This is a genomic window from Rhodococcus sp. NyZ502, from assembly GCF_041464245.1.
GTDB lineage: Bacteria > Actinomycetota > Actinomycetes > Mycobacteriales > Mycobacteriaceae > Rhodococcus_F > Rhodococcus_F qingshengii.
Genome location: NZ_CP167155.1, coordinates 5,767,540 through 5,782,083 on the forward strand (window position 1 = coordinate 5,767,540; position 14,544 = coordinate 5,782,083).

Below are 14,544 nucleotides of genomic sequence, written 5' to 3' on the forward strand. Positions count from 1 at the left end.
AGTCACGGGTTCGCCAGGAGGGCGGCTCCGTAGCTCTCCAGCGCGATGAGCGCCAACTCTGTTGGCAGCCGACGCTGGTCCACGCTGCGGTCTAACAGCTTTTCGGCCTGATCGAGTCGATACCGCACGGTGTTCTTGTGCAGACCGAGCGCCACGGCGGTAGCGGCTGCAGTGCAATTGTTCTCGTAATAGACCCGAACGGTGTCTCGGATACGCGTCGTGACGCCGTCCGCGCCGGCGAGGCCTTTCAATTCCCGAGCCACCAACGCACGCAGTTCGTCCAGATCTTCGGTGAGCAGACAGGGAACCTGAACATCTTCGTAGACGGTGACCCCCGGCGAACCCGTCGAACGGACCGCGATGCGCTGCGCGGCGAGAGCCTCGCGGTGACTGCGCGCGAATCCTTCCATTCCGTAACCGCTGGCCCCCACCGCGACACGGAGGTCCGAATTCCGAGCACGATCGAGCGCCGCCCACTCATGGTCGTCGAAATGCGCGACCCACGACCACACCTCGCGCGCCCCCGAAGGCAGCGTCAGCACGCGCTCGGCATTCGACTCGTCCACAAAGGAACGCGCATACGAGTCCAATCGGGCCAATACGTCGGCGGCCGGATCGGTGTCGTCCGTCCAGAGAACAAACGCAGTGTGGTGGCGCCGCATCGGGTAGTCGAGAATCTGCGACACCTCATCGGAGTGAAGTGCTTCGCCTGCGACAATCGCGTGCACCGTCTCGGACCGACGCGCAAAAGCGCCGCGCGCCAAGCTCTCACGCTCCTTCGCATACGTTGCCACCAACAATTCGGTGGTCACTTCCAGCCATCTCATCGCCGAACCCCACACTCGGACCAGAAGTGCGCGCTTGAGTTCCGGACCGATCGGAAGTGCTTCTATCGACTCGTCGACGAAGCCCAGCATCGCGAGGCGTCCGGCACCGTAGATCTTGAGCAGGACTCGAAGATCCATACCGCGCCTGGCAACGGTGAGTGCAAGCGCAACCGACTCCGGCGGCGGCGTGACCTCCTGGGAACCGCCCGCGATCGCGGCCACGATGACGCGAAGCTGCGCCGCAGTGCTCGCATCCACATCGCGTCGTAGCTCCCGATCACCCGCCACTTCAGGATTGGCCACCGCAATGGCGTCGTCGATGCGTTGAACGAAACCGTCGATCACCTCCGGCTGGAGATAGATGGGCGCGAGATTTGCAATCCAGCCGTCCAACTCCGATGTGTCCATGGCGCCTCCCCGACTTGTCATCCTGATTGTGACTTAGTCACAAATCTATCGTCTCACTTCGGCCAAGAAGCCCTAGCAACCCGGTTTCGACTGGTCCACAATCACATCTCACTGCAGATTCATCTCACTGCAACCAACCCCTATCTTTGGAGACGCTGGAGTAAATGAACAAACCTTTCGACGGTCAGGTAGTGGTCATCACCGGCGGCGCCCGGGGCATCGGATACGCCACCGCGAAGCGGCTGATCAGCCTGGGTGCGACGGTCGCGATCGGCGACATCGACGAAGCCACTCTCGCGCGAGCAGCCAAGGATTTGGGCATCCGCACGTTCGGGCGCCTCGACGTCACCGACCCCGCCTCGTTCTTCGACTTCCTCGACACCGTCGAAGGTGAACTCGGCCCGATCGACGTGCTGGTCAACAATGCGGGCATCATGCCGGTCGGACGGATCGTCGACGAGGACGACTCCGTGACCAGACGCATCATCGAGATCGACGTCCTCGGCGTGATCACGGGAACCAAGCTCGCATTGCGACGGATGCTTCCGCGCGGACGTGGACACGTCATCAACATCGCTTCGCTTGCAGGCGAACTCCCGTGCCCCGGTTTGTCGACGTACTGCGGCGCCAAGCATGCGGTGTTGGGCTTCACCGATTCTGTCCGCAAGGAAGTTCGTGGCACCGGAGTTCACATCTCGTCCGTGCTGCCGACGCTCACCAACACCCAACTCACCTCGGGCACTTCGGGAATGAAGGGATTCCGAGAGGTTCAGCCGGAGGAAATCGCCGAAGCCGTCGTCGGCTTGATCACCAAACCGCGTCCACGCGTACGTATTACGCGGGTGTCCGGGCTGCTCGTGCAGGCACAGGGCTTCTTCCCCCGGCGGCCGTACGAGGCATTGAGCCGACTGTTCGGCGTCGAGACGCAGTTTCTCGGCGACGTCGACACCGCGGCACGTGCTGCCTACGAAGAACGCGCCCGCGCAAGCTGATCAGGTCAGCTCGGTGGCCGGCCAGTCGAGCAGCTTCGCACCCAGTACGGCAGCGTGGAGCGCGAAGCTGTCGTTGGGATCGTTGACGTTCTGACCGGTGAGTTCACGGATGCGGTCCAACCGGTACGTCACGGCGCGGACGGACAAATGCAGGTCTCGGGCGGTCTTAGCCGTATTGCCGCCGGCGGAAAAGTACGCGAGCAGTGTGTCGATCATCGGTCCAGCGCCACCACGCGCCTCGAGCAGCGGTGTGAGAAGGGTGTGGATCAGGTCGGTGACCGCCGGTCTGTCGTTGACCAGAACCCGGTAGACCAGCAGGTCACGAGCATCGATGATCGGTGCGGTCAACGACAGGCGCTGCGCCAGGTCCAGTGCGTCCAGCGCCTCCCGGTACGACGCCACCACGCCCGAAGCGGTGGTTCGAGGGCGCCCGACAGCGATCTGCCACGTGCCGTCCAAAGGACGCCGCTGCAACTGCACTCGCCCGTCGTCATCGGTCCCCGGCCCGAGAGCCGACCGAATCCCTGCCAGCACGTGGTCGACGGCATCGCGATCCGGCGCCGCGAAAACGACCACCAGTTTGCCGCTCTTGCTGGCGACCAACGCATCGGCGTCACCCTTGCTACCCAGAACGGCACGTTCGACGGCGCGCACCAAAGGGTTGTCGTCGGTGAACTCACGGGCGGCGGTCACTACCGCCACGGCATGCGGACCACTGAGGTGGAGACCGAATCCTGAAGCGCGATCCAACAATCCGACGACGTCAGCGCCGCCGGTCAACAAGTCGTCGACGAACTCGCGGCGTGCCGATACCTGCGAGCGGACCAGAGAACGCCTGGCCAACTGAAAACCTTCGGCCAGTTCGGCGACTGCATCGTCGACGGCACGCAGCATCACTTCGCCGGCCGCGACGACGGCATTCGGATCCGATTGTGCCGCAATAACAGCAGGCAGTTCACGCCACAGACGCCAGGCCGAGGAGAGATACAGATCGAGCAGGGCTCGCAGGGCGACACCCTGCTGCGCTGCTTCTTCCCCGCGAGCGCGGAAGCGGTGCAGCTGGCGACGCTGCAGCGGTTTCCCTTCACAGACAGCGTCGCTGAGCACGTCGAGGAAATCACCCAGCAGTTCGACGGGCAGGCCACCGGCGTCATCGGCCCCCGCCGCGGCAACCCGGCGTATGGCGTCGTCAGGTACCCCGGTTCGGCTCACCCTCGCATTCTCTCACTGCCGGCAGCATTGCCTGGCTTCACGAAAGGCGCATCGAACCCGTGTCGATGTACCGCTGATGGAACGAGAATGCCTCGCCCAGGATGTGCGGCGTCTGCCCCGCACCCGGTTGAGCGTCGGCGCGAGCGATGTAATCGTGGAGCAGTGGCCGGAATTCCGGGTGAGCACACTTGTCGACGATCAGGCGCGCGCGTCGCCGCGGCGACAGACCGCGCAGATCCGCCAACCCCTGCTCGGTCACCAACACCTGAGTGTCGTGCTCGGTGTGGTCGACGTGCGGAACCATCGGCACGATCGCCGAGATCTCACCGCCGCGGGCCGTCGACGGGCTCAGGAACATGGACACGTAGCCGTTGCGGGCGAAGTCCCCCGAGCCGCCGATTCCGTTCATGATCTTCGTCCCCATGACGTGCGTCGAGTTCACGTTGCCGTAGATGTCGGCCTCGAGCATGCCGTTCATGGCGATGATTCCGAGCCTGCGCACCACCTCCGGGTGGTTGCTGATCTCCTGCGGACGGAGAGTGATGTGGTGGCGGTAGAAGTCGATGTTCGCGGTCAGTTCTTCGATGCCCTCTTCGGTGAGCGCCAAAGCCGTCGAAGACGCATGCGCGACCGTTCCGTCCTTGATCAGCTTCAGCATCCCGTCCTGGATGACCTCGGAGTAGCAGGTCAGGCCGCGATACGGCCCCCGATCGAGCCCTCCGAGCACCGCGTTGGCGACATTGCCGATGCCCGCCTGCAGCGGAAGCAACGTATCGGCCGGCATCCGTCCGGCGCGCACCTCGAAGTCGAAGAATTCCAGGACGTGGCCGGCGATCGCCTCACTGACGGCGTCGGGTGCAGTGAGAGGGCTCGCGCTGTCACGGCAGTTGGTCTCGACAACGGCCACAACCTTCGTGGGATCCACTCGGAACGTGGTCTGGCCGATCCGGTCCTCGACACGAATGATCTCGAGCGGCTTGCGATGCGGCGGCAGCGCGGTGCCGTAATAGACGTCGTGAATACCTTCCATCGCCTCGGGCACCCACGAGTTGACTTCGAGGATGACCCTGTCGGCGACGTCCAGCCAGGTCTTGTTGTTGCCAATCGACGCGGAGGGAATCAATTCCCCTGATTCGGTGATACCGGCGACCTCGACCACCGCGACGTCTACGTTGCCGTAGTAGCCCTCCCACACCTGCTGAGCCACGTGGGAGAGATGGATGTCCACGTAGTCCATACGACCGTCGTTGATCCGGCGACGTGCGGTGGCCTCGGACTGATACGGCATGCGCAGCGCGATTCCGTCGACCTCCGCGAGCAGCCTTTCGGTCTCGGTGGACACAGAAGCGCCGGTCAGGAGATTGATCGTGAAGTTCGATCCGTTGCCGCGGGTCCGGTGAATGCGCTCGGCCAGGGCCGGAATGACAACCTTTGGTGTACCGGCGCTTGCGAAACCGCTGATCGCGACGGTGTCGCCCGGGTTGATGAACTTCACGGCGTCGGACGCGGACATCACCTTCGACGCAAACGCTGTGGCGCGAATGCGGTTGGAGGTGGCGTTGTGTCCGGTCTCACCGAAGGTTGAACTCACGGCACCAGGATAAACAGGGCACGTCGAAGCGATTTACGGGGATAACCCAGACAGAATCGCTCCGACGTGCTATGAGCACCGATCAGTTGACGACGCCGTACACGCCTTCGCCGACCAGGCTCGCAATTCGATATTTCTGGATCTTGCCCGACCCTGTCAGTGGGAACGCCTCCGCGCTGAACCACTCCTTGGGCGCCTTGTGGCGCGCCAGTCGCTCGGTGCAGAACTCGACCAGTTCAGCGGCGGTCGGTTGGTCGGACTCGTCCTTCCAGCGGATGACGGCGACAACTCGCTCACCCCACACCTCGTCGGGCACACCCACGACCGCCACGTCGAGAATCTTCGGATGTGTGAAGATCACGGACTCGACCTCACGCGGATAGATGTTCTCACCGCCGCGGATGATCATGTCCTTGAGGCGGCCGGTAACCCGGACGTATCCACGTTCGTCCATCGTCCCCAAATCGCCGGTATGCAACCAACCGTCCTTGTCCACGGTGTCGGCCGAAGCCTCCGGATTACGGAAGTACTCGGTCATGACGAGGTACCCGCGCGCGCAGATCTCGCCTTGTTCGCCGAGCGGCACGCTGTCCCCGGTCACGACGTCGGAGATCTTCACCTCGACCTGCGGCAACGCGAGTCCGACCGTCTCCGACTTGTCTTCGTGGGTGTCGGCCGGGCTGGTCTGTGTGATGACGGGGCTGGCCTCGGTTTGTCCGTAGACGATACTGAACCCCGCCCCGAAGGCCGACTCCACCGTGCTGACGAGTTCGGGCGGGACCGACGACCCGCCGGATACGACCACCGAACAGGCCGAAAAGTCGCGACTCGCGAAGCTGGCGTCGTTGATCATCGCGATCAGCATCGTCGGCACTCCACTGACCACGTCAGCGTGAAAGCGTTCCGCCGCATCGAGAACCGCAGTCGGATCGAAGTACTGGATCAGGCCGATCGACATTCTTCGCTGCGCGGCGCCGAGAACCAGGATGCCGCACCCGGCGGTGTGGAACAGCGGCATGGCCGACACAACCGAACCCCGCTCAGGGAATCGGCCTCTCCGACTCACGAAATCGGCATTGTTGACCAATCCTCGGTGATGCAACAGAGCACCTTTGGGAACCCCGGTGGTTCCCGACGTGTACTGGATCTGCGCATTGTCGTCAGGCGAGACTTCGGGCAGAGCGCCCCGCTCGCCCGCCCAACCTCGAACCTGGCGATCCCACTCCTCGAAGTTGACTGCGAGAACTTCTTCTCCCGAAATCGAAATCGCCTCGGATGCAACCGCTGCCATATCGCCACCGCGGAACTTTCCGGTGTGGAAGAGCCCCCGAGACTGGGACTGCGACAGGACGTACGCGAGTTCCTCCGCACCCAACGCCGGATTGGCGGTCACCAGAACCATCCCGGCGAGCGCGGCGCCGTATTGCAGAATCATCCATTCCGGAACGTTCGGAGCCCAGACGGTGATCCTGTCTCCGCGATCGAACTGGGACAAGAGGTAGTGCGCACACCCCTCCGCTTCGTCCAGCAGTTGCGCGAAGGTCCACGTGCGATCGGTTTCAGCCGCCCCGGAAAGCGAATGCGATTGCGTCGGAACCACTTCTCTGATTGCAATCAGATTCGGCGAGTCCGCGGCGCACTCTCGCAGCAGCCCACCCACCGATTGCTCCTCTATCGGGTCAGACACGTCAGCGGGGAAGTACGACGTTTCGAGAACACTGCTCATCTCACATCCACTTTCTATCGAGGAGGGGCGTCGGACGCGGGGAGCGGCCCGCCTCCGTCTGGAATCTTGCGTCCGGAATCGCGGTACTGAACCGCGGCATGGAATCCGTCGCGCTCGGCAAAATCCTTGAACCAGCGCCCCTCCGGGGAGTGACGCGTAATTCCGTCGAACAGGGTTGCCAGCACCTGGGTGCCCTGCAGCCCCATGTTGTCGTACGCCTGGTTGATCATCATCTTCTGCATGGCCAACTGATTGAGCGGAACACCGGCGATGCGATCCGCCAACGCTTCCACCGCCGAGTCCAATTCGTCGGCCGGCACCGCTTCGAGCGCCAATCCCCAGTCAGCCGCAGTGACACCGTCAATGGTGTCTCCCGTCAACAGCATTCGCTTGGCACGCTGGGCGCCGAGCCGGTACACCCACATCGCCGTCGTCGGGCAACCCCACACACGCGCAGGCGGGTATCCGATGCGAGCGTCGTCGGCCATGATCAGCATGTCGCAGGACAGCGCGATGTCACTCCCACCGGCAATCGCATATCCCTGAACCTTGCAGATCGTCGGCTTGAGCGATCGCCAGAGCGTGAAGAAGTCGTCGGTGTTCTGCTTCATCCCGCGAAAGTCCTTGATGGGGTCCCAGACCGGGCCCTGGTTCCACTTTCCGTCAAGGTCACCTTCGGCAAACTTCTTGAGGTCGTACCCGGCACAAAACGCCTTGCCCGCACCTTGCAAGACGATCACACGGACCTCGTCGTCGTCATTGGCTGCTGCCACCGCGTTTCGAATGTCAGACGGCATCCGGTCGTCGATCGCGTTGAGCCGATCGGGACGGTTGAGCGTGATATACGCTTTACCACCGGACGTCTCGTACTTCAGGGTCGCAAAATCCGTCATCATCGGTCCTGTCGACAGAGCGCGCCTCGCTCGGAACGAGTTGCGCTAGTTCTGGGTGAGGAGCAGACGAACGACGCCTGCCCATTGACTGATCGAACGACGCGCAGACGCGTCGCTCTTCTGCACTGCCCGGGACAGCGCCAAACCACGGAGCATCAGCACCGTCAGATCTGCAATCTGCGAATAGTTCTCGGAAGCAACAATTTCGGGACCGAAAGCGTCGTGGACAACTCGCCGCAGATCCCGTCCGGCGATTCGCTCCGATTCCCGGAGCACCTCGGCCAACACCGGATCCGTCCGCGCTGCGGACCACAGTTCGAGTTCCGCTTGAAATGGCGGCTGAGTCAACGCCGAATACAGAGCGGAGATCGAGTTCTCGATCGTGTCAACCGACGAATCCTGCCGAGACATGGCAGCTCGTACCGCCACCTCGTTCCGTACGACGATGTTCGACACCAACGCCGCAGTGAGCTCCTGCATGTTCGGAAAGTGGTGCAGCAGAGCGCCCCGACTGACTCCGGCAGCGGTTTGCACCGACTGCGCCGTCAGAGATGAATAACCGTCCGCTATCAGTAAATCCGTTGCCGCATCGAGAATCCGGTGGCGCGTCGCTTCGCGCTGCGCATCGCGCAGGGTCACGGTCTCACCTCCAACTTCTCGAGTGGCATGGCTCACAGTTTCACAGTCCATTCAGACTGTCAATGGCCGAAAGCCTCCGGCGTACTCTCGATGCACCGGCCCTTCGGACTGATCGGAGCAACACGTGACGACCTCACCGCCGACCGTCTCGCTGACGCTCGACCAACTTGCTTCACGCGCTGCTTCCCTGATCACCGACGACGGTCGGAGAATCCTCGGCATCACGGGCGCACCGGGAGCCGGAAAATCGACGGCGTCACAGGCAATTGTGCGGAAATTGGGTTCTCGTTGCTCCATCGTCGAGATGGACGGTTTTCATCTTGCCAATCGGGAACTCGACCGACTCGGCAGGCATGAACGCAAAGGCGCACCGGACACCTTCGACGTCGACGGCTACGCGGCTCTACTACGCCGACTCCGAGCCTCGAACTCGACGGTCTATGCTCCGGTCTTCGATCGCGAGTTCGACGAATCAATAGGCAGCACAACGGCTGTCGATCCATGTACACCGCTGATAGTCACCGAGGGGAACTATCTCCTCCTACCCAGTGGTGGATGGCAGGAAGTGCGAGCAGCACTCGACGAGGTCTGGTATCTCGACGTTCCGGAGGAAACTCGGACGAAGCGCTTGGTGAAACGCCACAGCCGCTTCGGAAAGAGTTCCGAAGCGGCTGCAGAGTGGGTGAAACGGGTAGATCAGCCGAACGCCGAGTTGATCAGCGCAGTCAGGCCACGCGCGGATCTGATCGTCAGAATCGAACGGTCCGAGCCTCACTGATGTCAGCTGAAAACCTAAGAACCGCCGCCGGTTCCGAGAAAAGTGGCCAGCCCGGCAACTCCGGCGATTCCGCCGAATATCGCCGCCAATGCACCGGCGACGGTGATAACGCTGTCGAGCGCTTTGAGATCGGTGTCGGATGAACCCATGGCAGTCTCCTGGAGTCAGAATTGAAAGTGGGGTTGAATGTGCGCCGAAGTGCGCAATGTTGCACACGTCACTTTACCGGCATTCGCGACCCGAATCAACGAAAATTCTCTCTAAACATGTTGCACTGCAACATATTAAAACAGCAGCTTGCAGGTCCACCGAGGCACGACGACGGCCACCGTCCCGCAGCGCGGGCAGGTGGCCGTCGTTGGATATTGCCGAGGAGTCAGACGCTCGTCACATGCATGACGTGCTTGGCCCTCGTGTACTCCGCCAGTGCGAGCTCCGACAGATCCTTGCCGTAACCCGACCCAGCGAAGCCACCGTGAGGCATCTCAGCGGCGAGCATTCCGTGGGCTCCCACCCAGACGCAGCCGAAGTCCAGTTCGGCCGTCATCCTCATCGCGGTGCCGTGGTCGGACGTCCACACGCTCGACGCGAGAGCGTACTTGGTCCCGTTCGCAAGTTCGATCGCTTCAGCCTCGGTGGAGAACGACTGTACGGTGACAACCGGCCCGAATATCTCTTCCTGGACCAGTTCATCTTCCTGCTGCACCCCGGAAATAACAGTCGGCAGATAGAAAAACCCTGGTCCAGCTGGCTTTCCCCCGCCAATACATACGTTCGTATTTGCTGAGCGTCTCTCTACCAACTCCGCCACTCGATCACGGTGAGCGCGGCTGACCAGGGGGCCGAGACAATCGCCCGATTCCGGTCCGCCCAACCTCAAGTCCGCGGCCGCAGCCGTCAACTTCTCGGTGAACTCCTCCGCAACCTCCTCTTGAACGAGAATCCTCGTCGCAGCGGTGCAATCTTGACCGCTGTTGTAAAAGGCCCCGGCAACAATCCCCGCGACTGCGCCGTCGAGGTCCGCGTCGGCGAAAACAACGGCAGGTGCCTTGCCTCCGAGTTCGAGATGCAACAGCTTGACGTCTTCCGACGCGGCCTTTGCGACCGAAATACCCGCTCTCGTCGATCCCGTCAGCGCAATCATCCGAGGAACCGGATGAGCGACGAGCGCGGCTCCGGTATCGCGATCGCCGCACACGACGTTCAGCACCCCGGGCGGATAGATCTGCGCTGCAAGCACTCCCAGCATCACCGCGGTTTCCGGAGTCTCCTCGGCCGGCTTGAGCACGAGGGTGTTTCCCGTCGCGAGTGCCGGCGCGATCTTCCAGATCGCCATCATCAACGGGTAGTTCCAAGGAGCGATCGCACCGATCACGCCAATGGGTTCACGTCTGACATAAGACGTAGCACCCTCCGTGTACTCCATTGCGGCAACGCCCGGCAGAGAGCGGGCAATACCCGCGAAGTACCGCAGAAAGTCAACACACTGCGGGATCTCGTCGTCTCGCACCTGCCTGAGAGGCTTGCCGGTACTGCGGCATTCGACCTCGAGGAAATATTTCGCGTTTGCTTCCAGCGCGTCCGCGAGGGCCAGCAGCAACTCCTGACGGCGCGCAGGGGTGGACCGGCGCCAGGACCGCGCAGCCTTCTCGGACGAACGGCAGGCTCGGTCGACGTCATCGGAGGAACCGACGGCAGCACGGGCATACGGATTGTCGGTCACCGGATCGACCAGCACGGAAAGTCTACCTGCCGGGCTCTCGCACGTTCCGTCGATCACGTGACCAAACGCTGCGACAGTCATCGAAGTTTCCACCGTCATGAGCGCGATCCGGGGAGCGCGACGAAGAACTTCTTCGACGGCTCAACCGTCTCCCAGGTACCGCGAAACGACTGCGGCACGAAAAATGCTTCCCCAGCGGAGAATTCGCGACGGTTTCCATCGAGGTCGATCAGCGCCACCCGGCCGCTGATCATGATGCAGACCTCGTCGTACGGATACGGGTCGCACAAGAGCGTGCCGGGCTCGCCTTCCCAACCACCGCCGAAGTATTCCCCGTTCGGATCTCCGAATGACCTCCATTCGGATTCCGACCAGTTCGGGCTCGCGTCGTCACCCCACTCCGGGATGAACCGCGTCCCCTGCCCTGGCCCGAACATTCGAATGTCGTTGACACTCATGTCATTTTTCCTTCGTGTTGGAGCTGGAAATTCGTGCAGCAAACAGATTCAGTACGTTTGCAGTTATTCGTTCGGTGAACGGATCGTGATGGATCAGCCCGTTCACCCATTCGGTGGAACCTGCGTTGAACACGGAGCCGAGACCTCGCTTGTGACAGGCGACCATTCCCGATCCGTATTCGAGATCACGAAGGTGATCTGGAGGCTCACTGCCATAGAAGCATTCGATGATTCCCTGCACTTCGGCGAAAGGCGCACCGATCGGAACTTTCCCGTTCCATTTGTCCCGCGAACCCGAAACTGCCGGCGCCATCGCGATGATCTCCAGATCCTCGGGAGCGCCGTCGACGCCGGTCGCATACGGCTGGCCCTTCCGGAACGTGAAATCCACGCCGTCCATCTCGAATCCGGCAACACAGATCGGGGCGATCCCGAAGTTGTCTCCGTAGTACAGGTCGGTTCCGTTCAACGCCCAATGATCCGGCCGGTATACCGTGAAACCGCCCGAAGACCTGGGAGTTGTTGCACCGTAACGATTGTAGACACCGGCCATGCCGGTCAATCCCATCGTCCACGCCCCCGGTCGGGCAACCTCGGGCGAATCCCACGCCGTCGTCACCCGGGTCGGGTCGACTTCTCGCATCGGATCGTCGAACGGATTCTTGTAACAGACTTGTGCGTCGTTTTCGAGGCGTACCTGCCACAGGAAGTTCCCGCCGAATCGCGCCAGACCACCACCCTCTTCGACGAAATCATCTATGCGGTCACGCATCTCCCAGGACCAGTACTCGTCGTGACCGACGACAACTGCGCATGAATATCCATGCAGCGCTGACGGATCGTTATGCAGATCGTGTTGTGTCACGTGGTGGACGCGGAACCCCTGCTCTTCCGCCCAGACCGTGAACGGCCTCTCGTAAGTGGCCCAGAAGGCGTCCGCATGGTGACGCGAGTAGCCGTTCACCCACGCCCATTCGTACGGCGGGTGACGGGGTATCCATCCGATTCCCGGTGTGTCGGTGTGGATGTTGCGTGCTGCGCCCTCGGGTTTGCGCAACATCCCCCGCGCGACGGGACGCTGCGTCGAGGAAATCGGTGTCGGCACATCGCCGGAGCCGTCCGGAACACCTCGGTAGTGGTTTGCCCCACCCCAGTCGTTGTAGGCCAACATCGTGCTGGTGGTGTGAATGAGTACGAAGTCGGCATGCTCGGGTTCGCGCGCCTTGACGACGAAGAAGCCCTCCCGCTCAATAGTCACCCCTTCGTGGAGCATCCGGACCAGAACCAAGTACATGCCGGACGTCCATTTCGGATCTATCTCGACGGCAAGGGATTCCGCCCAGTCGCAGCCCACTGCGTACGCGTCGGCAGGCGTCTGCTGCTGCTTGCCCGGCAGACCGACGTATTGCGCGACCTGTTGCGGCCGGGCGCCGTCTCGAACAATTTCGAGGTCGTATTCTTCTGCGGTGGTATGCACTCGGATCGAGACGGTGTCACCACCGAAGTACGAGAACCTGTCCGCATAGACCCATATCTCTGGAGCGCCCGGAACAATTCCGGGACGTTCGACCAACCCTCCGGGGACCGACCATGCGTATTCGCTCATGCCGACAACTCCTCGACCGAGTGTTCACGTACGCGCATCCCGCGGACCACGCCGAATGCGAAAGCCAACAGCAATGGCGCTGCCAACAAGAAGTTTTGCGCGGTGGTCAACCCGGTCAGGTCACTCATGTTCATCAAGAGGTATCCGAGCGCGACGATCAACGCCACTGCAGCGAGCGAGGGTGCAATCAACCTCTGCCACAGACCTTCACCGCGAGAATCCTGCGAGAAGAACCTGAGCACGGCGACGGAAGTGAGAACCTGCAACACCAGCACACCGATGATCGTTGGTGTATTCGTCCACACGACTACTTGGGTGTACGGGTCTGCGGGCGTCAGCGCAAAGCCGGCGATTGCCGCGAATACCAGTGCGCCTTGTGTGATTCCGGCGACGCTCGGCGTTCCAGTGGTCGGCGAAACCCGTGCCAGCGCGGCAGGAAAGACTCTCGCGCGCCCCATGGTGAGCAGATAGCGACTGCAAGCATTGTGGAGGGCAAGGCAACCCGCGAAGAAGCTCGTGACGATCAACAGATGCATCATGTCGGTCATCATGGAGCCGGCAAATTCATTGTTGAGATCGAAGATCAGCTCGGACGGGTCACCGCCGAGTAGGTCGCCCATCCGACTCGGGCCGACGGCCTGCACGATCACCCAAGCACAGAATGCGTAGACCACGGCCAGAACAGTGACTGCTGTGTAGGTCGCACGCGACACTGTGCGTTTGGAATCGACAACTTCCTCGCTGTAGATCGCCGTCTGCTCGAAACCGACGAAGGAGGTGAAGGTCAACACGAAGACGCTCGCCAGTCCGGCTGTCATGAAGGTCGACGGCGAAAAACTGTCGAGCGACAGTCCTTCGTGGCCGCCTTTCAACAGAACCGCCACACAGAAGACTGCGAGGACGCCGAGCTCGAGCGCCATCAAAACGGCCAGCACCTTCGCGCCGATATCGACCCTGCGATATCCCACCACCACGACCAGAACTGCGACCGCCAATGCGCAGGTGTAGACGGAAACGGTTACTCCCAAGAACAACTCGATCGTCGACGAGAGAAAGATGCCGCAAGCGACGACGAATCCGATCTGGCCACCGAGATAGCCGATGTAAGCCAGCACAGAGGCGCCTGCGCCGACTGTTTTTCCGAGCCCTTCGGTGATGTAGGCGTAGAACGCGCCCGCGCCGCGGATATGCCTGCTCATCGCCGTGAAGCCGACGGCGAACAGTAGATAGACGATCCCGGGAACGACGTACCCCACCGGAAGCGCAGCGCCGGAAACCATCAGGCCCAGTGGCGCGAATCCCACCAGGATCGTCAGTGGCGCCGCTGCGGCGATGACGAAGAAGACCAGATGACGGCTGTTGATAGTTCCGGCACGCAGGCCCGAGGATGACGTGGGAGAACCGGATTCAGAATGCGTTCCTGCACCGGGAGGGTCGGTTTTTTCGGTCATGGGGAGGCTCCGCGAGTTAAGGCAAGTATGCGCCTGCCTGGTCAGGTTTCCCGAGGTTCGCCCGAATTTCTCTCGACGTTCGCCCGGTGTTCCTAAGAGAGTGCCGAATCGTTTCATCAGTGTCAATACCTGCGCTGAAACGATTCGACGATTTGCTTTGAGGTGCCCCTTAGCGGTGCACGCAACATGCCGAAACGATTGATCGATAGGCTGGAGACAAACCGACCAACGAGTAGAAAC

Annotated in this window: 13 protein-coding genes; 2 read left to right on the forward strand and 11 right to left on the reverse strand. The window is 61.8% G+C overall.

Translation table 11 applies throughout. The features are described from left to right. Nucleotides 1-2: 2 nt before the first annotated feature. Entirely contained in the window at nucleotides 3-1,235 is a 1,233-nt protein-coding gene (locus ACBG85_RS26740; protein ID WP_042451555.1) for a CdaR family transcriptional regulator, read from the reverse strand. Between the two features lie 164 nt (nucleotides 1,236-1,399). Between ACBG85_RS26740 and ACBG85_RS26745 the strand changes: the two genes are divergently transcribed. Then, complete coding sequence (locus ACBG85_RS26745; protein WP_003942902.1) at nucleotides 1,400-2,227, forward strand: SDR family oxidoreductase; 828 nt, start codon at nucleotides 1,400-1,402, stop codon at nucleotides 2,225-2,227. Here the strand turns inward: ACBG85_RS26745 and ACBG85_RS26750 are convergent, their stop codons facing one another. The 5 genes from ACBG85_RS26750 to ACBG85_RS26770 all read right to left on the reverse strand — a co-directional run bounded on the left by ACBG85_RS26750 (nucleotide 2,228) and on the right by ACBG85_RS26770 (nucleotide 8,288). Continuing rightward, nucleotides 2,228-3,439, reverse strand: coding sequence for a CdaR family transcriptional regulator (locus ACBG85_RS26750; RefSeq protein WP_007730515.1), 1,212 nt, complete (start codon nucleotides 3,437-3,439; stop codon nucleotides 2,228-2,230). 37 nt (nucleotides 3,440-3,476) lie between these two features. Beyond that, the gene (locus tag ACBG85_RS26755) at nucleotides 3,477-5,030 is read right to left on the reverse strand and encodes an acetyl-CoA hydrolase/transferase family protein (protein ID WP_007730514.1); all 1,554 of its coding nucleotides are present in this window, start codon (nucleotides 5,028-5,030) and stop codon (nucleotides 3,477-3,479) included. 82 nt (nucleotides 5,031-5,112) lie between these two features. After that, a complete protein-coding gene (locus ACBG85_RS26760; RefSeq protein ID WP_372025469.1) occupies nucleotides 5,113-6,756 on the reverse strand; it encodes an AMP-binding protein in 1,644 nt (547 codons plus the stop codon). A gap of 14 nt (nucleotides 6,757-6,770) precedes the next feature. Continuing rightward, the gene (locus ACBG85_RS26765; RefSeq protein WP_372025471.1) at nucleotides 6,771-7,649 is read right to left on the reverse strand and encodes a crotonase/enoyl-CoA hydratase family protein; all 879 of its coding nucleotides are present in this window, start codon (nucleotides 7,647-7,649) and stop codon (nucleotides 6,771-6,773) included. A 45-nt stretch (nucleotides 7,650-7,694) separates the two neighbouring features. Then, complete coding sequence (locus tag ACBG85_RS26770; protein WP_007730510.1) at nucleotides 7,695-8,288, reverse strand: TetR/AcrR family transcriptional regulator; 594 nt, start codon at nucleotides 8,286-8,288, stop codon at nucleotides 7,695-7,697. A gap of 124 nt (nucleotides 8,289-8,412) precedes the next feature. On the opposite strand from ACBG85_RS26770, the gene ACBG85_RS26775 reads away from it, so the two are divergent. Continuing rightward, a complete protein-coding gene (locus ACBG85_RS26775; RefSeq protein WP_136471991.1) occupies nucleotides 8,413-9,066 on the forward strand; it encodes a nucleoside/nucleotide kinase family protein in 654 nt (217 codons plus the stop codon). 14 nt (nucleotides 9,067-9,080) lie between these two features. On the opposite strand, the gene ACBG85_RS26780 is transcribed toward ACBG85_RS26775, so the two are convergent. The 5 genes from ACBG85_RS26780 to ACBG85_RS26800 all read right to left on the reverse strand — a co-directional run bounded on the left by ACBG85_RS26780 (nucleotide 9,081) and on the right by ACBG85_RS26800 (nucleotide 14,304). Then, nucleotides 9,081-9,215 carry a hypothetical protein gene (locus ACBG85_RS26780; protein ID WP_003942853.1) on the reverse strand — a complete coding sequence of 45 codons (135 nt, stop codon included), beginning with the start codon at nucleotides 9,213-9,215 and terminating at the stop codon, nucleotides 9,081-9,083. A gap of 227 nt (nucleotides 9,216-9,442) precedes the next feature. After that, nucleotides 9,443-10,888: an aminobutyraldehyde dehydrogenase gene (locus ACBG85_RS26785; protein WP_372025473.1), complete on the reverse strand. Its 1,446-nt coding sequence runs from the start codon at nucleotides 10,886-10,888 to the stop codon at nucleotides 9,443-9,445. Continuing rightward, nucleotides 10,885-11,247 carry a cupin domain-containing protein gene (locus tag ACBG85_RS26790; RefSeq protein ID WP_007730501.1) on the reverse strand — a complete coding sequence of 121 codons (363 nt, stop codon included), beginning with the start codon at nucleotides 11,245-11,247 and terminating at the stop codon, nucleotides 10,885-10,887. Before ACBG85_RS26790 ends, ACBG85_RS26785 begins: the two co-directional genes overlap by 4 nt. A gap of 1 nt (nucleotide 11,248) precedes the next feature. Continuing rightward, nucleotides 11,249-12,853 carry a N,N-dimethylformamidase beta subunit family domain-containing protein gene (locus ACBG85_RS26795; RefSeq protein WP_058226853.1) on the reverse strand — a complete coding sequence of 535 codons (1,605 nt, stop codon included), beginning with the start codon at nucleotides 12,851-12,853 and terminating at the stop codon, nucleotides 11,249-11,251. Continuing rightward, a complete protein-coding gene (locus ACBG85_RS26800) occupies nucleotides 12,850-14,304 on the reverse strand; it encodes an APC family permease (RefSeq protein WP_054187002.1) in 1,455 nt (484 codons plus the stop codon). The genes ACBG85_RS26795 and ACBG85_RS26800 overlap by 4 nt, the downstream gene beginning before the upstream one ends. Nucleotides 14,305-14,544: the final 240 nt, after the last annotated feature.

What these genes read in the sequence shown, in the direction of transcription:
- ACBG85_RS26740 (WP_042451555.1), bottom strand. Translation starts at nt 1,235, where the DNA reads ATGGACACATCGGAGTTGGACGGCTGGATTGCAAATCTCGCGCCCATC.
- ACBG85_RS26745 (WP_003942902.1), top strand. Translation starts at nt 1,400, where the DNA reads ATGAACAAACCTTTCGACGGTCAGGTAGTGGTCATCACCGGCGGCGCC.
- ACBG85_RS26760 (WP_372025469.1), bottom strand. Translation starts at nt 6,756, where the DNA reads ATGAGCAGTGTTCTCGAAACGTCGTACTTCCCCGCTGACGTGTCTGAC.
- ACBG85_RS26765 (WP_372025471.1), bottom strand. Translation starts at nt 7,649, where the DNA reads ATGACGGATTTTGCGACCCTGAAGTACGAGACGTCCGGTGGTAAAGCG.
- ACBG85_RS26780 (WP_003942853.1), bottom strand. Translation starts at nt 9,215, where the DNA reads ATGGGTTCATCCGACACCGATCTCAAAGCGCTCGACAGCGTTATCACC.
- ACBG85_RS26785 (WP_372025473.1), bottom strand. Translation starts at nt 10,888, where the DNA reads ATGACGGTGGAAACTTCGATGACTGTCGCAGCGTTTGGTCACGTGATC.
- ACBG85_RS26790 (WP_007730501.1), bottom strand. Translation starts at nt 11,247, where the DNA reads ATGAGTGTCAACGACATTCGAATGTTCGGGCCAGGGCAGGGGACGCGG.
- ACBG85_RS26795 (WP_058226853.1), bottom strand. Translation starts at nt 12,853, where the DNA reads ATGAGCGAATACGCATGGTCGGTCCCCGGAGGGTTGGTCGAACGTCCC.
- ACBG85_RS26800 (WP_054187002.1), bottom strand. Translation starts at nt 14,304, where the DNA reads ATGACCGAAAAAACCGACCCTCCCGGTGCAGGAACGCATTCTGAATCC.